Below are 17,920 nucleotides of genomic sequence, written 5' to 3' on the forward strand. Positions count from 1 at the left end.
TTTATCTGGCGTTGCTTTACTGACGGCTATCCACAGTCCGCAGGAGCGAGGCGATGACAGCCACACCGATACTGGAAATGCGGGGAATTACCCGGCGCTTCGGCAGCTTTTATGCCCTGAAGGGCGTCGATCTCACGGTTTATCCCGGTGAGGTCCACGCGCTGATGGGGGAGAACGGCGCGGGTAAAAGCACACTGATGAAGATTCTGGCCGGTGCCTATACCGCCAGCAGCGGGGAAATTTTAATTGAAGGCAAGCCCTGGGCGCTGAAAGGGCCGAAAGAGGCTCTGGCCGCCGGGATCACACTGATTTATCAGGAGATCAACCTGGCACCTAACCTGACGGTGGCGGAGAACATTTTTCTCGGCAGCGAAATCGCGCCCGGCGGGCTGGTGAAGCGGCGGCAGATGGCCGAAGAGGCGCAGCGGGTCATTGACCGGCTCGGCGCGCAGTTCAGCGCCTGGGATCTGGTCAGCCGTCTGAGCATCGCCGAGCAGCAGCAGGTGGAGATCGCCCGCGCGCTGCAGCGCAACAGCCGCATTCTGGTGATGGATGAGCCGACCGCCGCGCTCTCCAACCGCGAAACCGAACAGCTGTTCGCGCTCATCAAACGGCTGCGCAGCGAAGGCATGGCGATCATCTATATCAGCCACCGTATGGCGGAGGTGTATGAGCTGTCCGATCGCGTCAGCGTGCTGCGCGACGGGGAGTATGTAGGCAGCCTGACCCGTGACCAGCTCAACGCCAGCGAACTGGTGCGGATGATGGTCGGACGGCCGCTCAGCGACCTGTTTAACAAAGACCGTGCTATCCCGCTGGGCGATATCCGGCTGGCGGTCAATCACCTTACCGACGGCGGCAAAGTGCATCCCAGCAGTCTTGAAGTGCGGGCCGGAGAGATTGTCGGGCTGGCCGGGCTGGTGGGCGCAGGCCGCAGCGAACTGGCACAACTGATTTTTGGTGTGCACAAGCCGAAAGAGGGCGAGATCTGGATCGATGGTGAAAAGGTCACCATCCATTCACCGCGCGATGCAATTGCACGCGGCATCGGTTTTCTCACCGAAAACCGCAAAGAGCAGGGATTGTTTCTGGAGATGGCGGCGCAGGAGAACATCGTGATGGCGACGCTGGAACGTGACGCCAGTTACGGGATGCTGAACCGCCGCAAAGGGCAGACCATCGCCAATGAGGCGATCGCTTCACTCAATATTCGCGTTCCTCACGCTCAGGTCCGGGCAGGCGGTCTGTCGGGCGGTAACCAGCAGAAGCTGCTGATTTCGCGCTGGGTGGCGATTGGTCCGCGCATTCTGATCCTCGATGAACCGACGCGCGGCGTCGATGTCGGGGCGAAAAGCGAGATCTACCGGATGATGCAGGAGATGGCGCGGCAGGGCGTGGCGATTCTGATGATCTCCAGCGAACTGCCGGAAGTGGTCGGGATGAGCGACCGCGTTTACGTGATGCACGAAGGCACCATCGTCGGTGAGCTGGAGGGCAGCCACATCAGTCAGGAAAATATTATGACGCTGGCAACCGGTGCGCACAGCGCGTCAGCAGGCGAAATCTAAGGAGACCACCATGACACAACTGGCCCGCACCAAAGCACCGACGCTGAAACGCGCCCTGATGGGCGATCTGCTGCAAACGGTGGGTATCCTGCCGATTCTGATCCTGATCGTGGCGATATTTGGTTTCGTCACGCCGAACTTCTTTACCGAAGCAAACCTGCTCAACATTACCCGTCAGGCGTCGATTAACATCGTGCTGGCGGCGGGCATGACCTTTGTGATCCTCACCGGCGGCATCGACCTGTCGGTGGGGTCAATGCTGGGGACCACCGCGGTGGTAGCGCTGGTAGCGTCGCTGGATCCGATGCTGGCTTCCATGACCATTCCGATGGCGCTGGGCGCAGGCCTGGTGATGGGGCTGTTCAACGGCATCCTGGTCGCCTGGGCCGGGTTGCCGCCCTTTATCGTCACGCTTGGCACCTACACCGCGCTGCGCGGAGCCGCTTACCTGCTGGCGGATGGCACCACGGTAATCAACTCCGATATTAACTTTGAGTGGATCGGCAACGGCTATCTCGGACCGGTGCCGTGGCTGATTGTGATTGCCTTTGCAGTGATCGCCATCTGCTGGTTCATCCTGCGCCGCACCACGCTGGGCGTCCATATCTACGCGGTCGGCGGCAATATCCAGGCGGCGCGTCTCACCGGGATCAAGGTCGGAATGGTGCTGCTGTTTGTCTACGGCATGAGCGGCCTGCTGTCGGGGCTGGGCGGACTGATGAGTGCCTCGCGGCTATACAGCGCCAACGGCAACCTCGGGGTGGGCTATGAGCTGGATGCGATTGCGGCGGTGATCCTCGGCGGCACCAGCTTTGTCGGCGGCATCGGCACCATCACCGGCACCCTGATTGGCGCACTGATTATCGCCACGCTGAATAACGGCATGACGCTGATGGGGGTCTCCTACTTCTGGCAGCTGGTGATCAAGGGCGCGGTCATCATCATCGCGGTTCTGATCGACAAATACCGTACCCGTCATCATGTGAGTTGAGTCTTAAAAGGGCGGATGTGCCATTACACCTCCGCCACCTAAAAAACGCCATTAAGTGGTTGGCACCTTGAAAACAGCAGGAGAAGGTCTATGCGTTTTAATCCGATTGTAACCGGGCTGCTGGCGGCGACGCTGTTCAGTACCGGCCTGGCTCAGGCAAAAGAACTCAAATCTATCGGCGTAACGGTCGGCGATCTGGCAAACCCCTTCTTCGTGCAGATCACCAAAGGCGCAGAGATGAAGGCGCGTCAGCTGGCGGGCGATAAGGTGAATGTGACGCTGGTCTCCAGCGGCTACGATCTCGGTCAGCAGGTGGGCCAGATTGATAACTTTATTGCGGCCAAAGTCGACATGATTATTCTCAACGCCGCCGACTCCAAAGGGATCGCCCCGGCGGTGAAGCGGGCGCGTGATGCCGGTATCGTCGTGGTGGCGGTCGACGTGGCGGCCGATGGCGCGAATGCGACCATCACCTCCGATAACACCGAGGCGGGCGCGATGGCCTGTAAATATATTTCTGACCGCCTGAAGAACAAAGGCAACGTGGTGATCATCAACGGACCACCGGTCTCTGCAGTGCAGAACCGCGTTGAAGGCTGCATGACCGAGCTGAAAACCCATCCTGACATCAAGCTGCTCTCTTACAACCAGAACGCCAAAGGCAGTCGTGAAGGCGGACTGGAAGTCATGACCGGTCTGCTTTCTGCCAATCCAAAAATTGATGCGGTGTTTGCCATCAACGACCCGACAGCGATTGGTGCAGACTTAGCGGCGAAACAGGCGCAGCGCAGTGAGTTCTTTATCGTTGGCGTTGATGGCTCGCCGGACGGTGAAGAGGCGCTCAAGCGCAAGAATTCACTGTTCGTCGCGACGCCTGCGCAGGATCCACAGGTCATGGCCGCCAAAGCGGTCGAGATTGGTTATGACATTCTGCAGGGCAAACCGGCACCCGATAAGCCCGTGCTGATCCCGGTGAAACTGATCGATCGTAATAATATCGGCAGCTATCAGGGCTGGACGGTGAAATAAGCTTTAGTGCGGCACCTTTAAGGTGCCGCTCTCAGGAGGCCACCATGCAACGTTCAGAGGTTAATTATTACCTGCAACATACGCGCGAGTTTTTCCGACAGCAGGATGTGCATCTGCCGCCGTGGGCCGATTTCGATGTGAGCCAGTGGCGGGCTCAGGATCGTGAGGTCGCGCAGGAGATTCTGGCGTTGCGGCTGGGCTGGGATCTCACCAGTTTTGGCGCGGCTGATTTTCTGCAGACCGGGCTGACGCTGTTTACCCTGCGCAACGGTTCACCAGGCGGGCAGCCGTGGCATAAACCCTACGCCGAGAAAATAATGCACGTGCGGGAAGGGCAGCAGACGCCGATGCACTACCATCCGCGCAAGATGGAAGACATCATTAATCGCGGCGGCGGGAATCTGATTGTCGAACTGCATAACCGCGACGGTGACGGGCTGGCTGACTCGCTGGTGGCGGTGTCACTGGATGGCCTGCGCCAGGCCCATGCCGCCGGTTCACAACTGCGGCTCTCACCGGGTGAAAGCGTGACGCTGGAGGCGGGCATCTGGCACAGTTTCTGGGGGGAAAGTGGCTTCGGCGACGTGCTGGTGGGCGAGGTGTCGATGACCAACGATGACGAAAACGACAATGTGTTTCTGACGCCGCTGGCTCGTTTCAACCCACTGGAGGAGGATGAAGCGCCGCGCTGGCTGCTGTGCAACGATTACGCGCACTGGCTATCCTGAGCGCGGCAGGCGTAATCAGGCAATCTGACTGGCATGCGTTGTTGAATCGGGTTTCACCACATCGGCCGAAAAGACATAGCCCAGTCCGCGGATGGTGCGGATCAGGTCGGGCTGGTGCGGATTGATTTCGATTTTACGGCGCAACCGCATGATCAGCACGTCGATGGTGCGATCAAACACGTCGAGACTTTCGCTATGGGTCAGCTCCAGCAACTGATCGCGGGTAAGCACTTTTCGGGCGTGGCGAACCAGCGCGCGTAACAGGCTATATTCCCCCTGGGTCAGCGGCACCAGCTCGCGCTGCGGATTAAACAGCTGGCAGCGGCCATCATCCAGTTGCCAGCCGCCAAAACGCCAGCCCTCCTGTTCAGGGTCGGCCTGCGCTATGCGTCCGCTGCGACGCAGGGCCGCCCGGGTTCTCGCTACTACCACGCGTGGATTAAAGGGTTTGGCGATGTAATCATCTGCGCCCATCTCAAGGCCCACCACCATCTCCGCTTCAGAACCCATACCGGTCAGCATAATCACCAGCACTTCGGGTCGCTGACGCTGAAGCTGCTGCAATACCAGTAGCCCGTTGGTATCGGGCAGCATCATATCCAGCATCACCAGCGAGATTTCCGGGTGTTCGCTGAGCATCGATAGCGCCTCGCGTCCCTGATGACAGCGGTAGACCGTTAACAGATGTTCACTTAACGCATCCTGCAAGACGTCGCAGACTGCAGGATCATCATCCACCACCAAAATTGCTGGCTTCATTGCGCGGCCTCAATGTTACGAAAGAGTTAATTCAGGAGTCTACACAGGCCAGAAAAGCTTGCTGAGGCAGCGTGCTGAAACGTGACCAGCTTCGCCTGTGAGAGTGCGGAAGCGTGCGCTGGCGCAGAGTTTTTCGGGGCTCGCTGTTTGCCGCAGGAAAACGATTGCGCGGCATCGGTGCATTGCACCATAATCGCGCCTCGTTTTGGTTCGGAATTCTCTTAGGCGTACCCGGCTCTGCCAGGTAATCGATTGCGTCGGTAGATGGCATGGCAATTGCTTTGGGCAGTGGGTAAGTCAGGGATTTCAGGCGATTCTGGCACGCAAGTATGCAGCGGCCGGCATCAGTGTCCCGGAAACAGAATAATCAGCATGCAAACCCCTTTGGCAAGTGAGACTGATGTCTCCTGTATCGAGAGATGATGATGTTAGAAAAACTATTCAAACTCAAAGCGCATAACACGACGGTTCGTACTGAGATTATCGCCGGGATCACCACCTTCCTGGCGATGGCTTATATTCTGTTTGTGAACCCAAGCATTCTGGGCGCAACCGGCATGGACAAGGGCGCGGTATTTGTCGCCACCTGTCTGGCGGCGGCGATTGGCTGCGTGCTGATGGGGCTGATCGCCAACTATCCGATTGCGCTGGCGCCGGGTATGGGACTGAACGCCTTCTTCACCTACACCGTTGTGCTGCACATGGGCTACACGTGGCAGATTGCGCTGGGTGCGGTGTTTCTCTCGGCGGTGATTTTCTTCGCGATGTCGCTATTTAAGATTCGTGAATGGATTATTGCCAGTATTCCGCTGCCGCTGCGCGCCGGGATTGGTGCCGGTATCGGCCTTTTTCTGGCACTGATTGCACTGGAAGGGGCGGGCATTGTGGTCGATAACCCGGCGACGCTGGTGGGCATTGGCGATCTGACTAAACCGGGTCCGCTGCTGGCGATGCTCGGCTTTGTGGTTATCGTGGTACTGGAAGCGCGTCGGGTGACGGGCGCAGTGCTGATCGGTATTCTGCTGGTGACCTTTATCTCAATGGGCATTGGTCTGTCGCCCTTTGCCGGGGTCTTCTCTGCACCGCCGTCGATTGCACCGACCTTTATGCAGCTGGATATTGCCGGCGCGTTTAACGTCGGCCTGATCAGCGTGATTTTTGCCTTCCTGTTTGTTGACGTGTTTGATAACACGGGCACGCTGCTGGGTGTGACCAAACGCGCCGGTCTGGCGGATGAGCAGGGTAACGTGCCGAAGATGGGCCGTGCGCTGATTGCTGACAGTGCGGCTGCGCTGTTTGGTTCACTGCTCGGCACCTCGACCACCACCAGTTATGTGGAATCGGCGGCGGGCGTGAGTGCCGGTGGCCGTACCGGCCTGACCGCGATTGTGGTCGCCGTGCTGTTCCTGCTGGCCCTGTTTTTCTCGCCGCTGGCCTCCAGTGTTCCGGTTTATGCCACCGCGCCTGCGTTGCTGTTTGTAGCAGTGCTGATGGCATCGGGCCTGGCAGAGATTGACTGGAAAGATATCACCACCGCCGCGCCAGTCACCGTCACCGCGCTGACCATGCCGCTGACCTATTCGATCGCTAATGGTATCGCGTTTGGTTTTATTACCTGGACGCTGGTGAAGCTGCTGAGCGGACGCGCGAAAGAGGTGAATGCGGCGCTGGTGATCCTGTCGATCCTGTTTGTGATTAAGCTGGGATGGTTGAGTGCTTAGTTGTTGGCTGGCGGCAGGGAAGGTCGCTTAGCAGCGGGCGGATTTCGCTGTGCAGCGGGCTGGCTATGAGCAGGTTACGCCTGCCCAGGCGATGGGGCGTCTTAGTTCACTTAGCCGCGCGTTAGCGCTGAGAGGGTTACGCCCGCCAGACGTATGGGAGTTTCAGATCACTTAGCCGCGCGTTAACACTGAGCGGGCATCGTCCGCCAGTCTATGGGGCAGGCGGTGTCTGATACACTGCGAAACATTGCAATAGAGCGCATATGGCGGAGTTGTCGTTATTCACGGCTGTTCTCGTTTGTGCGTTTAAATTATAAAAGCATTTCACTTGTGGCGTTTGTTGTTACTTGTTACTCCATTTCAGCGGTGTATTTAATTCCATTATTTCTCACATCATGGCTATCAAAAATCCGGGGCTCCACTGTACGCCAACTCCAGGTTGCATTTCCCTGATGGTAAAAAAAGAGGGGTTTCATACATAGTTAGCGTTGAAAGGATCTCTGAGCGTTTTAGTTAGTTCAGGTAAGCTGATTTTAATGTTGAGCTGACGGAGCTGACGGAAAGTTTTCTTACGCTAAATCAAAGTTATTAAAATGCCTGTTTTAGCTGTGAATTAACCCGTGATAATTGCTGTTCTGGCCTGTTTAATAAGCCGGCTGCCAGGAGAGAAGAGATATTAAGGCGTGGTTGAATTTAGTCGCCGCCATCTCCTCCGTCACCACCGTTACCTCCCGCACCGCCGTCACCTCCCGTGCTGCCACCATTTCCTCCGTTCCCCCCTGCGCCACCAGCACTACCATTGCTGCCATTCCCTCCATTTCCACCGTTTCCGCCATCTCCCCCCATACTGCCGTTTCCTCCATTCCCGCCATTGCCTCCGGCCTGGCCATTCTGTCCAGCACCTCCGTTCCCGCCATTTCCACCGCTTCCTCCCAGGCCGCCATTTCCGCCATCACCGCCATTGGCTCCGGCACCACCATTTCCTCCTGGCCCTCCATTTCCGCCGATACCTCCGTTTCCCCCTCGTCCTCCATTTTCACCCGGACCGCCATTGGCCCCGGCACCGCCGTTCTGACCCGGTCCGCCATCAGAACCTGCAGCGGCATCAATGAGAATGACATTATGGTGTGAACTCAACATATCCGTTTTGTACTCAGCATGCGCATACGGAATGATGATTAGCGAAGCTAACAAAGTGATTGTTTTCATTTGAAAATCCTTTTCAGAAAACTTTCTCCACCGGTCCCTCCGTTACCACCCGCACCACCCGCACCGCCTGCGCCGCCCGCACCACCTGTGCCACCCGCACCGCCTGCGCCACCCGCACCGCCTGCGCCGCCCGCACCACCTGCGCCGCCCGCACCGCCTTTACTTGATGTATCGGGATTATCGGCACTCCCACTATTGCCGCCATTGCCGCCATTACCTCCTTTTCCTCCGTTAGTACCTTCTCCCGGAACGCCTCCTTTGCCTCCCGCGCCTCCGTTTTCACCATTGCCTTGTTGTCCGTCTTTGCCTGCTGAGGGCTGGAGGGAGGTATTTGAGGATGAAGTATTCATGTCGCTGGCAGTCTGAGCCAGCGAGTAAAATGGACATGCCACTGTCAGTACGGTGGCTAAAAATAATGGGTAACTTCTGGTAAGTTTCATGTGCTGTTCCTGTGCTAACAGTGATAATGCTCCTGCTATAACGGTTACAAACAGGAGCTTTTTAGTTAATGGACGCCAGACTATCAGTCTCCGCCGCCATCACCGCCGCCATCACCGCCGCCATCACCGCCGCCATCACCGCCACCATCACCGCCACCATTACCACCGCCGTTGCCTGCATCATTTCCGTTACCGTCACCACTCCCGTTAGCATTCCCGGTGCCGTTATTACTGTTATTACCCTGATCAGAACCGTTGCCGTTTTTACTGCCGTTATCATTATTGGAATTATTACCATTCTGGCTGGCGTTAGCGGCGCCATTACCATCACTTCCGCCAGCACCTCCGGCGCCGCCAACACCTCCGGCACCACCTTGCCCGCCTAACGCTCCTCCTGCACCCCCCGCGCCACCTGCGCCGCCGGCACCTCCCGCACCAGTAAGAATGAAGGAAGACTTAGATGTATTGACGTCAATGTTTGCTGCACTGATATCAAATTGCCTGGCCATACCCTGAGCGGAGTAGAATAAAACCATACTCGCTAACACAGTCATATTTTTAACTTTCACAATGAATCCTCTTTAAGTGAGTAATTAAATTTATTATCTGCGCTGCCAAAGGTATGTTAATTTTCCTCAAATCCTCCTTGTCAGTCTTCCTCCATTTTGGAGTTTCTTTATGCGTTTTTTATTTGATTTTTATGTGAAAGGCGGGAATACATTGCCAGTATGTGGCACTAATTTTAAGAAATAAATTCTACAGTCGGCTGTTATTTATATTGCACAGCAATTATGGAGTGACAAGCTCGATAATGATGATTTTTGTTGCTGTGTATGTTTTTATATTTCGCCTGCAATATACTTCAGTTATGTTACGGCTTTTAATTTCATCTGTTACTGCAGCTGATGCGTGGGCCAGGCAAACCTATTTCTCTCTGCGATTGCCCGGGCTATCCGTTCGTATCAAGGGCTGATGATGGAGAGTTTATTCGTGATGCATATCAGACCAGGGCTATCGTGCAGACGGGCACGCTCATCAACGCACTCAGCGCGTTTTCTGCCTGAAGGCTGGATTGCTACGGCCGGGCTGAAGCATCCTTATGCCGGTCTGTTTTGCCATATTCATCGAACTAATAAAGCATTCATATCCTGCGAGACGTCACAGAACCGGCCCGCGTTTAAAGTGATCTACAGAAGTTCCTGACGTTATTTATAATTATAATTTATGTATTCCTGATTTTTATTGCGGTATTTTGTGCATGCGAAAAGCATCCAGGTTGTAGCAGCCTTAAAAGCCGCGCCTGCAAGGGTTAAATGAAATTTTTATGACATGCAAACCAGTGTAGCGTAACGCAGTAATAAGTTAAGACAACGGTAAGCATAAGGGTTCTGATTGTTTATAACGCACAAAAAACGATTTCTGGTTGAACTGGAAATCATCGAAGCCTGACAAATTTATGAGTTTTTGTGATGCTTTGCAGCGGTGCCATTAATTCTGATTAATATTATTTATGTGATAAATATTCATTGAAGTTAAAAAAAGAGATGCCGATAGATCTATATCGCCGCCCCCCTTCAAGGAATTTTAATGAAAATCTCTACGCGCCTCGGTTCCGGATTTGGCACGTTAATCATCTTTTTCTCCATATGTATCGTTGTCGCTATTCACTCATTATATCAGGCTAAAAGCACGCTTGAGTCAGTTGTTCAGGGTGATATGAAAAAAACAAAATTAATCAATGAACTTACCCTGGCGCAGCGTGATATGGCGATAACCGTCAGGAATTTATCACTCTTTTCAGATCAGGCTCTTATCCAGGAGCAGTCTGATCGTCTGGTTAAACTGAAGGCTAAATTTGCAGCCAGCAGGGATCAACTGAATACGATGATCAGCCAGTCTGGCGATACGGAAGAATATAAAGCCTTTGCGAAGATCAGTGACAGCGAGAAAAATGCTCTGGATGCCTTCAGCAACACTGTTCCGCTGGCACTGGCTAAAAAAAGTGATATCACCGTTAAGTATCTGTTGGAAAAAGTCAGGCCCGCACAGGTTCCGCTGCTTGAAGGTCTTACCCTGATGAGTGAAATCCTGGCAAAGCAGTCGGATGACTCAGTTATTCAAAACGCGAAAAATACCGAAAGAGCCTACATCATCCTGGTGACGCTTTTAGTTGCGGCTATTTTGTTCGGCACGGGCACCAGCATCTATCTTATTCGTAAACTCATGAGCGAGCTTGGCGATGAACCGAGTACAGCGCGGAAACTTGCTAATGCGATCACTAATGGGGATCTGACCACACCGGTTAGCTTGAAGAAAAATGACACTCTCAGTCTCATGGCCTCTTTAAACAGCATGCAAGTTCGGTTACGGGATATCGTTTCAGAAATTAAATCAGGCTCTTCTTCAGTCGCCCTTTCTGCGAATGAGATTTCTGAAGGAAACAATGAGCTTGCATCCCGCACTGAACAGCAGGCCGCTGCCTTGCAGGAAACGGCTGCGAGCATGGAACAGCTCACCGCTACGGTACAAAATAACAGCAAAACTGCCAGGGACACAGCCAACTCAGCGAGAGATACCGCCTCGATTGCAAAACGAGGGGAAACGGACGTCAAACGAATGTCAGATACGATGAGTGATATTTCAAAAAGCGCGTCTAAAGTCAGAGATATCACCGCCGTCATCGAAAGCATCGCATTCCAGACTAATATTCTTGCCCTGAACGCAGCCGTTGAAGCGGCACGAGCGGGAGAGACGGGAAGGGGCTTCGCTGTCGTCGCGTCTGAAGTCAGAACGCTTGCACAACGTAGTGCGACTGCCGCAAAAGATATTAAAGCGTTAATAGAGCAGGCTGTCGGACAGGTTGAATGCGGCGTCACTGTTGCCAGTGATACGGGTTTGAGTATTCTCAAAGTCGTGCATTTAGTGGATGAACTGGCTGAATCCATGGATGCTATTGCGCTGTCGTCGGCTGAACAGATGCAGGGGATTTCTCAGGTGAGTATTGCAGTCAGCCAGATGGATGGGGTGACGCAAAATAACTCTGCTCTGGTAGAAGAATCATCAAGTGCTTCTCAGTCTCTCTCTGAGCAAGCGCAGTCTCTCAGGCTGATTGTAGAGACCTTTAAAGTATAAATTGTCCCGGCACTGACATGCGCGTTGGGTAAATTCCAAAGCAGGAGGCCGGTACTGCCTGTCAGCAGTACCAGCCTTATTCCTCGCATCAGGTGGTTAAACGCTTACCTGAAAGGCGGCTCATTAAAGGTACGCAACTTACGCGAATGCAGCTTATCGCCCTCGGCGCGCAGCAGCTCAACAGCGTGAATACCAATCTGCAGATGCTCCGAAATCGCCCCTTCATAGAAACGGTTCGCCTGACCGGGCAGCTTAATCTCACCGTGCAGCGGCTTGTCTGAAACGCACAGCAGCGTGCCATATGGCACCCGGAAACGATAACCCTGTGCGGCAATAGTGGCGCTTTCCATATCGACCGCCACCGCACGGCTCAGGTTAAAGCGCAGTGCCGAAGCGGAGTAGCGCAGTTCCCAGTTGCGGTCGTCCGTGGTCACCACGGTGCCGGTACGCAACCGCTGCTTCACCTCTTCGCCTGGCATGCCGCTCACTGATTTGGTGGCGTCATACAGCGCGCGCTGCACTTCGGCAATGCTGGGTACCGGGATATCAGGCGGCAGCACGCTGTCCAGCACGTGATCGTCGCGCAGATAGGCATGGGCCAGCACATAATCACCAATCCGCTGGCTCTCGCGCAGACCGCCACAGTGACCAATCATCAGCCACGCATGTGGACGCATCACCGCCAGATGATCGCAGATGGTTTTGGCATTCGACGGGCCAACACCAATATTAATCAGCGTAATACCGCGACGATTCGGCGAGGTGAGATGCCAGGCGGGCATCTGGTGCTTCTTCCACGCCAGATCCGAGAGCATCGACTCACTGTCAGCGGTGTCGGCGGTCAGCACCACATCGCCCGCGCAGGCCAGGCTGTCGTAAGGGGTACTGGGATCGCGCACCTGCTCGATCGCCCAGCGCACAAACTCATCAACATAACGGGTGTAGTTGGTGAACAGCACAAACGGCTGGAAGTGCTCTACGCTGGTGCCAGTGTAGTGGCGCAGGCGGGCCAGCGAGAAGTCGGTTCGCAGCGCGTCGAAGTGCGACAGAGGGGATTTTGCATCGGCATGGAACAGGCCATCGGCTGTCTCATCACCAATCTGTGACAGCTCGGTGGTCGGGAAGTGGCGCGCAATACCGGCGCTCATGGTGCGATCCAGTGACAGGTCGGAACCGTCGATCACGTAAGGATAGGGGATCTCCTGGCTGGAGGGCCCCACGTCGATCTCCAGCTGATACTCCTTCTCCAGCATCTGAAGCTGTTCCGAAATATAGTGGCGCAGCAATGCCGGGCGGGTGATGGTGGTGCTGTAACTGCCGGTGTGGGTGAAGCGTCCCCAGGCACGCGTGCGGTTCTGCTGCGGACCGTCGCCGCGCCAGGTGATGCGCAGCTCCGGGTAAACAAATAGTCCCTGCGCCCGAGCGGTGGCATCGGGCAGCGTGCCGTTTTCGGTAAAGGCTTTAATCGCCTCGCGCAGCGCATCAACGGCGCCATCGTACAGGCGTTCGAGTTCATCCAGCGCCTGCTGGCTGGTCAGGTTTTTCCGTAGTGTCGGCATGGTTTCTCCTTCCATTTTTTTCCGCAATTTGCCCCAAGCTTAGCGGGTTTGTTGCGGAGATTGTTGAAGAATCTGTGATCGCCGTTTTTTTGCGCCAGCGAAGCGGGAATTCTGAGCAGTGCTGTTTTAAGTGAAGATCTGCTGCACTGAAAAACAGTAAGAAAATCTTTACTATCAGAAGGGGTGGTTCGCCACGTTTGAATGCGTTACCGATGAGGAGATGGCGGAAAAACCGCCAGCAGCAAAGCATGGCCAACCGATCATAACGTCAGGGAAATAATCAGGTTTGCTACAGCGGGCGGGGCAGTGAGGCAGATTGTGCCGTGGCGGCATTAAAAAGTTTGTAACCATGATTAATTTGCACCGGAAAGACTTTGCATATTTCCCTGCCCACTATCATCATTAGAACTCCTGTCCAGTCTCTTCTGATTTGGTAATCCTTTGCAAAATCCCGGCGTAGCAGTGATGCAGGCGATCAAGCGCACGGCGTGGTACCCGAAACGCCGTTCGTATCGCACGCTCTACTGGCGTGAGATATCGCCATTAGCAGTGCCTATCTTTTTCGAGAACGCCTGTGTGCTATTGATGGGCGTACTGAGCACCTTCCTGGTCAGCTGGCTGGGTAAAGAGGCGATGGCGGGCGTCGGCCTGGCCGACAGCTTCAACATGGTGATCATCTCGTTCTTTGCTGCCATCGATCTTGGTACCACGGTGGTGGTGGCGTTCAGTCTGGCAAAACGCAACGGCAAGCGCGCCCGTGCCGCCACGCGTCAGTCGCTGGCCATGATGACGATACTCGCCTTTGTGCTGGTGATCGCCATTGAGTTCTGGGGCCATCTGATCGTCGATGCGATTGCCGGTGCCGCCGATCCAAAAGTCAAAGCGCTGGCGCTGAGCTATCTGCAGACTTCCGCCTGGAGCTATCCGGCCGCCGCCATCACCCTGATTGGCAGCGGGGCGCTGCGCGGTGCAGGTAATACCAAAATTCCGATGCTGATTAACGGCGGCATGAACATCCTCAACATCATCATCAGTAGCGTGCTGATTTATGGCTGCTTCTCGTGGGACGGTTTAGGGTTTATCGGTGCCGGGCTCGGACTGACCATCACCCGCTATATCGGGGCGATCGCGGTGATTTACGTGCTGATGATCGGCTTTAACGCCTCACTGAAAATCACGCTGTCGAGCTATTTCCGGCGCTGGAACAGCAGCATTCTGATGGAAGTTTTAGGTATAGGCGTGCCTGCCAGTATCGAGTCGGTGCTGTTCAACGGCGGTAAACTGCTGACACAGGTGTTTGTTGCAGGAATGGGCACCAGTGAGATTGCGGGTAACTTTATCGCGTTCTCGGTTGCGTCGCTGATTAACCTGCCGGGCAATGCGCTGGGTTCTGCATCCACCATTATTACCGGCACCCGTCTGGGTAGAAATCAGGTGTTTCAGGCAGAGCGTCAGGTGCGGCATGTCTTCTGGCTGGCGACGTTGTGTCTGAGCGCGATAGCGCTGCTGACGGTGCCACTGGCCGGGTTGCTGGCGCGGTTCTATACCAGCGATCCGGAGGTCATTGATGTGACGAAGCATCTGCTCTGGCTCAACGCGCTGTTTATGCCACTGTGGGCCGCATCCTGGGTGCTGCCCGCCGGCCTCAAGGGCGCACGCGACGCGCGTTACACCATGTATGTTTCGATGTTCAGCATGTGGTGCGCCCGCGTGGTGGTCGGTTACGTGCTCGGCATTATGCTGGGGATGGGCGTCACCGGCGTCTGGCTGGGGATGTTCCTCGACTGGACGGTGCGTGGCATCTTCTTCTGGTGGCGACTTAACAGCGGCAAGTGGCTCAACCGCTATCGAAAAATGATCGCGAAAACCGGTTAGTGCGTTGTTCACGCCTTTCCCCCGCCGCGGGGAAAGGCGTTACACCTCTTTCAGCACCATCAAAAATAACATCTCCGTCACATCTCCAGACTTTCGAACCGAATTTCAGACAGTTGCACAAAGCCAGCCTTCTCAGACAGGGTTAGCGTAATGCCTGCTGCGCACCGACGCAGACACTACTTATCAAGGTGACCCTATGATCCGTCTGAAAACGGCGCTGGCACTCCTGCCGCTGCTGTGTAGCGCCCCGTTATGGGCGACAACCTTTGTCTATGTCTCCAATGCTGAATCCGGCACCGTTTCCCGCTATCAGCTCAGCGAGGCGAATGGCAGCCTGCAATGGCGTGGCGATACGCCTGCCGGTAAAAAGATTATGCCGCTGGCGGCCAGCCCGGATGGTAAACGGCTCTATGGTGCGCTGCGGAGTCCGCCTTATTCGATCATCAGCTGGCGCGTCTCGGGTTCGCATGGTGATTTGCAGAAACTGGCGGTGACACCGGTTGTAGCCAGCTTTCCGTGGATCACCACTGACAGAAGTGGGCGCTATCTGCTGGCCGCCTCCTATGACAGCGATATCGTCACCAGCAACCGGATTGATGACAAAGGCATTGTGACACCCCAGGTCACGGGCGAGGTGAAAACCGGGCCGCATGCCCACTCGGTGATTACCGACGTCAGCAATCATTCCCTCTACGTCGGCAACCTTGGCGCGGATCGCGTGCTGCAATATGCCTTTGCTGATAATGGCGCGATAACGCCGCTGGGAACCGGATTTGTTCAGGGCGAGAAGAACAGCGGCGCACGACATTCGGTGATTTCGCCCGACAATCGCTTCCTCTATAACCTCGCGGAGATGAGCGGCACCATTACGCAGTTCCGGCGCGCGGCGGATGGGTCGCTGACGGAGCTGAAAACCTGGCCGAATGCGGTGGCGAAGAAATATAACCTGCAGCATGGCGAGCAGCGCCCGGCGGGCTACAGCGATCCCACGCCGCGCATCTGGGCAGCAGACATCAAAATCACGCCTGACGGACAATTTATCTACGTGACCGAGCGCACCTCCAGTACCGTCAGCGGCTACCGGGTTGATAAACAGTCGGGTGAACTAACGCTGATCGGCAGCTGGCCGGTTGAAAAACAGCCCCGCAGTATTGCGATTGATGCGCAGGGTAAATGGCTGATCGCCAGCGGGGAGAAGAGCGCGGTGATTGGCAGTTACGCTATCGATCCCGCCAGCGGCGAACTCAAACGGGTTGCTGAAGCCCCGGCTGGTAAAGGCGCGAACTGGGTGACGCTGATAACGCAGTAACCGTTTTGAGCAGCCGGTGTCTGGCACTGGCTAAACAGATGCGGGCTGCTTATGCCATTTCCGGCATAAGCAGCGCAGAAATTTTTGGTTCTGATCGGGCGTGTATGCGGGTTTACTCAGGGCATCAACTGATGCGGAGAGCCTGAGATGAAACAGAAACTGATAGCCTGGTTTGAACAGCTGCTGAGCGGCCCTGTGGCGAGTGAACGTGTGCATGATATTAACGTAGAACTGCTGCTGCCGCTGAGCCAGCTGTATGGACTGGAATATTATCCGGCAGTGCATCGCTACCATGAAAAATAACGGTTGTTGTATGTTGTCTGGTTAAAGGCCCGCTACGTTGCGGGCCTTTTTGCGTTTGGGCCAGGATAGAGTGTGGACTTCATTTCTCCGATTAATACAGGGTAGAGATCTCTGATAGGCATGTCAGGAAACTTCGTTTAATATCTGCGAGTTGTGTTCCAATACTGCCTGTTGTCGTCCAGCGTTAATCGACGTATTCTTTTTCTGCGCCTGCAAAATCAGGCGACGGAATTGGAACTCCGGTTAATCATACTGGCGACAATGTATTATTGTCGTACGTCTCGCTACACCTCAATGGTGGGCTGGGCGAGGGCACCTCAGGGTGCGCCGGTTCAGTATGCCCGGTAGTTCCAACCTCGTTCAGTCTGCCACCCATGAGATTGGAACCTCAGGTGGCGGTTTAAAAGCATACTGGAGACATCCCCATGACCACGAACCTCGATCAATGCCACTTCTCATCTGAAGGCGCGCCATCAAAAACACAACGTCGCTATACCATCGGCTATCAGCCTAAACGCGGTGATTGCAGTACACCTGCAATACATCTGAGCGGAAAATGGCTGCGTGAGGCAGGATTTGATACCGGAACCATTATTACGGTGAAAATTGAGCAGGGTTGTCTTGTGCTGGTTCCGGAAAATGATTAAATATAATTTCCTGATATAGGTAAATGACTCAGATAATGTTAATCACTTTCATTCAATTGCGTAATGGCGCTTGTTTTTAGAGTTTATCTGGTAGGGTGTATAAGAGAGGTTGTAAAGTCTATTTTGATGTTTTCTACAGGAACATCTGAAGAGTTTCTATAAACGTTTAAAAGAGCTTTCCAGCATTCGTCTTAATTTATCCTGACTAATCTAAAAGATAAAAGCCCATACTTTCGCAGCAGGCTTTTATCTTTCACTAGCATCATGCTTAGTGCATTAACTGACTCACCAGTCCGGTAAGATCGGCTTTTTTATCCACAACACCCGCCGTTGACGCTTTATCCACCAGCTGCGGCAGATATTTCGCCAGCAGGTTCAGTGCATCGCTGGTGTTGATGCCCATCCGCGCAGCCAGTTGCTCAATCGCCTCAGAGTTAATCATCTTCTGCACCAGGTCGCTGCTCAGCGCAACGTTCTGCTCATCGCCCAGCCAGGAGTTGACCACCTCACTGTACTCGCCGCTCTGCAGGTGACTCACGATAGTATGTAAACCACCTTGCTGCTCAACCCACTCCAGCACACCTTTGACTTCCTGGCTGGTCTGATTATTCAGGCCGCACATGGCCAGTACTGTTTCCAGTAAACTCATT

16 protein-coding genes are annotated in these 17,920 nt (G+C 54.8%); 11 read left to right on the forward strand and 5 right to left on the reverse strand.

Annotation, left to right across the window (positions count from 1 at the left end; all coding sequences use genetic code 11):
• The first annotated feature begins 53 nt into the window (after positions 1-53).
• The 4 genes from HFD95_RS11500 (at position 54) to HFD95_RS11515 (ending at position 4,316) form a co-directional block, all read left to right on the forward strand.
• Positions 54-1,568: a sugar ABC transporter ATP-binding protein gene (locus HFD95_RS11500; protein WP_010247760.1), complete on the forward strand. Its 1,515-nt coding sequence runs from the start codon at positions 54-56 to the stop codon at positions 1,566-1,568.
• 10 nt (positions 1,569-1,578) lie between these two features.
• Positions 1,579-2,559, forward strand: a complete 981-nt coding sequence (locus HFD95_RS11505; RefSeq protein WP_010247757.1) for a ribose ABC transporter permease — start codon at positions 1,579-1,581, stop codon at positions 2,557-2,559.
• Positions 2,560-2,649: 90 nt separating this feature from the next.
• Complete coding sequence (locus tag HFD95_RS11510; RefSeq protein ID WP_010670879.1) at positions 2,650-3,588, forward strand: ABC transporter substrate-binding protein; 939 nt, start codon at positions 2,650-2,652, stop codon at positions 3,586-3,588.
• A gap of 44 nt (positions 3,589-3,632) precedes the next feature.
• Entirely contained in the window at positions 3,633-4,316 is a 684-nt protein-coding gene (locus tag HFD95_RS11515; protein ID WP_159226526.1) for a D-lyxose/D-mannose family sugar isomerase, read from the forward strand.
• 15 nt (positions 4,317-4,331) lie between these two features.
• On the opposite strand, the gene HFD95_RS11520 is transcribed toward HFD95_RS11515, so the two are convergent.
• Positions 4,332-5,075, reverse strand: a complete 744-nt coding sequence (locus HFD95_RS11520) for a response regulator (protein ID WP_167430268.1) — start codon at positions 5,073-5,075, stop codon at positions 4,332-4,334.
• Between the two features lie 422 nt (positions 5,076-5,497).
• Here HFD95_RS11520 and HFD95_RS11525 point away from each other — a divergent pair, with 422 nt between their 5' ends.
• Positions 5,498-6,796, forward strand: a complete 1,299-nt coding sequence (locus tag HFD95_RS11525) for an NCS2 family permease (RefSeq protein WP_212685931.1) — start codon at positions 5,498-5,500, stop codon at positions 6,794-6,796.
• A 644-nt stretch (positions 6,797-7,440) separates the two neighbouring features.
• Here HFD95_RS11525 and HFD95_RS11530 read toward each other — a convergent pair.
• Positions 7,441-7,794, reverse strand: a complete 354-nt coding sequence (locus HFD95_RS11530) for a hypothetical protein (RefSeq protein WP_167430269.1) — start codon at positions 7,792-7,794, stop codon at positions 7,441-7,443.
• Between the two features lie 224 nt (positions 7,795-8,018).
• Entirely contained in the window at positions 8,019-8,210 is a 192-nt protein-coding gene (locus HFD95_RS11535; RefSeq protein WP_167430270.1) for a hypothetical protein, read from the reverse strand.
• Positions 8,211-8,513: 303 nt separating this feature from the next.
• Between HFD95_RS11535 and HFD95_RS11540 the strand changes: the two genes are divergently transcribed.
• Both HFD95_RS11540 and HFD95_RS11545 read left to right on the forward strand, forming a co-directional pair.
• Positions 8,514-8,831: a hypothetical protein gene (locus HFD95_RS11540; RefSeq protein WP_167430271.1), complete on the forward strand. Its 318-nt coding sequence runs from the start codon at positions 8,514-8,516 to the stop codon at positions 8,829-8,831.
• Between the two features lie 1,201 nt (positions 8,832-10,032).
• Complete coding sequence (locus HFD95_RS11545) at positions 10,033-11,577, forward strand: methyl-accepting chemotaxis protein (protein ID WP_124890062.1); 1,545 nt, start codon at positions 10,033-10,035, stop codon at positions 11,575-11,577.
• A 104-nt stretch (positions 11,578-11,681) separates the two neighbouring features.
• Here HFD95_RS11545 and HFD95_RS11550 read toward each other — a convergent pair whose 3' ends face one another.
• Positions 11,682-13,136, reverse strand: coding sequence for an AMP nucleosidase (locus HFD95_RS11550; protein WP_010670874.1), 1,455 nt, complete (start codon positions 13,134-13,136; stop codon positions 11,682-11,684).
• Between the two features lie 465 nt (positions 13,137-13,601).
• On the opposite strand from HFD95_RS11550, the gene HFD95_RS11555 reads away from it, so the two are divergent.
• The 4 genes from HFD95_RS11555 to HFD95_RS11570 all read left to right on the forward strand — a co-directional run bounded on the left by HFD95_RS11555 (position 13,602) and on the right by HFD95_RS11570 (position 17,270).
• The gene (locus HFD95_RS11555; RefSeq protein ID WP_010247740.1) at positions 13,602-15,011 is read left to right on the forward strand and encodes an EmmdR/YeeO family multidrug/toxin efflux MATE transporter; all 1,410 of its coding nucleotides are present in this window, start codon (positions 13,602-13,604) and stop codon (positions 15,009-15,011) included.
• Between the two features lie 196 nt (positions 15,012-15,207).
• Positions 15,208-16,320, forward strand: a complete 1,113-nt coding sequence (locus HFD95_RS11560) for a beta-propeller fold lactonase family protein (RefSeq protein ID WP_167430272.1) — start codon at positions 15,208-15,210, stop codon at positions 16,318-16,320.
• A gap of 147 nt (positions 16,321-16,467) precedes the next feature.
• Positions 16,468-16,623 (forward strand): hypothetical protein, encoded by a 156-nt coding sequence (locus tag HFD95_RS11565; RefSeq protein ID WP_010670871.1) that lies wholly within the window; start codon positions 16,468-16,470, stop codon positions 16,621-16,623.
• 425 nt (positions 16,624-17,048) lie between these two features.
• Positions 17,049-17,270, forward strand: a complete 222-nt coding sequence (locus HFD95_RS11570; RefSeq protein ID WP_010247732.1) for a SymE family type I addiction module toxin — start codon at positions 17,049-17,051, stop codon at positions 17,268-17,270.
• A 268-nt stretch (positions 17,271-17,538) separates the two neighbouring features.
• On the opposite strand, the gene HFD95_RS11575 is transcribed toward HFD95_RS11570, so the two are convergent.
• A complete protein-coding gene (locus HFD95_RS11575) occupies positions 17,539-17,919 on the reverse strand; it encodes a YidB family protein (protein WP_010247730.1) in 381 nt (126 codons plus the stop codon).
• Position 17,920: the final 1 nt, after the last annotated feature.

Source organism: Pantoea sp. EKM10T, assembly GCF_011800685.1.
In the GTDB taxonomy this organism is placed as follows: Bacteria; Pseudomonadota; Gammaproteobacteria; order Enterobacterales; family Enterobacteriaceae; genus Pantoea; species Pantoea agglomerans.

Bases quoted from the DNA above. Each gene is read 5' to 3' on its own strand.
- HFD95_RS11565 (WP_010670871.1), top strand. From the start codon at position 16,468: ATGAAACAGAAACTGATAGCCTGGTTTGAACAGCTGCTGAGCGGCCCT.
- HFD95_RS11520 (WP_167430268.1), bottom strand. From the start codon at position 5,075: ATGAAGCCAGCAATTTTGGTGGTGGATGATGATCCTGCAGTCTGCGAC.
- HFD95_RS11575 (WP_010247730.1), bottom strand. From the start codon at position 17,919: ATGAGTTTACTGGAAACAGTACTGGCCATGTGCGGCCTGAATAATCAG.
- HFD95_RS11530 (WP_167430269.1), bottom strand. From the start codon at position 7,794: ATGGAGGGCCAGGAGGAAATGGTGGTGCCGGAGCCAATGGCGGTGATG.
- HFD95_RS11555 (WP_010247740.1), top strand. From the start codon at position 13,602: ATGCAGGCGATCAAGCGCACGGCGTGGTACCCGAAACGCCGTTCGTAT.
- HFD95_RS11535 (WP_167430270.1), bottom strand. From the start codon at position 8,210: ATGGCGGCAATAGTGGGAGTGCCGATAATCCCGATACATCAAGTAAAG.
- HFD95_RS11560 (WP_167430272.1), top strand. From the start codon at position 15,208: ATGATCCGTCTGAAAACGGCGCTGGCACTCCTGCCGCTGCTGTGTAGC.
- HFD95_RS11570 (WP_010247732.1), top strand. From the start codon at position 17,049: ATGACCACGAACCTCGATCAATGCCACTTCTCATCTGAAGGCGCGCCA.
- HFD95_RS11510 (WP_010670879.1), top strand. From the start codon at position 2,650: ATGCGTTTTAATCCGATTGTAACCGGGCTGCTGGCGGCGACGCTGTTC.
- HFD95_RS11500 (WP_010247760.1), top strand. From the start codon at position 54: ATGACAGCCACACCGATACTGGAAATGCGGGGAATTACCCGGCGCTTC.
- HFD95_RS11525 (WP_212685931.1), top strand. From the start codon at position 5,498: ATGATGTTAGAAAAACTATTCAAACTCAAAGCGCATAACACGACGGTT.
- HFD95_RS11550 (WP_010670874.1), bottom strand. From the start codon at position 13,136: ATGCCGACACTACGGAAAAACCTGACCAGCCAGCAGGCGCTGGATGAA.
- HFD95_RS11515 (WP_159226526.1), top strand. From the start codon at position 3,633: ATGCAACGTTCAGAGGTTAATTATTACCTGCAACATACGCGCGAGTTT.
- HFD95_RS11505 (WP_010247757.1), top strand. From the start codon at position 1,579: ATGACACAACTGGCCCGCACCAAAGCACCGACGCTGAAACGCGCCCTG.
- HFD95_RS11540 (WP_167430271.1), top strand. From the start codon at position 8,514: ATGGACGCCAGACTATCAGTCTCCGCCGCCATCACCGCCGCCATCACC.
- HFD95_RS11545 (WP_124890062.1), top strand. From the start codon at position 10,033: ATGAAAATCTCTACGCGCCTCGGTTCCGGATTTGGCACGTTAATCATC.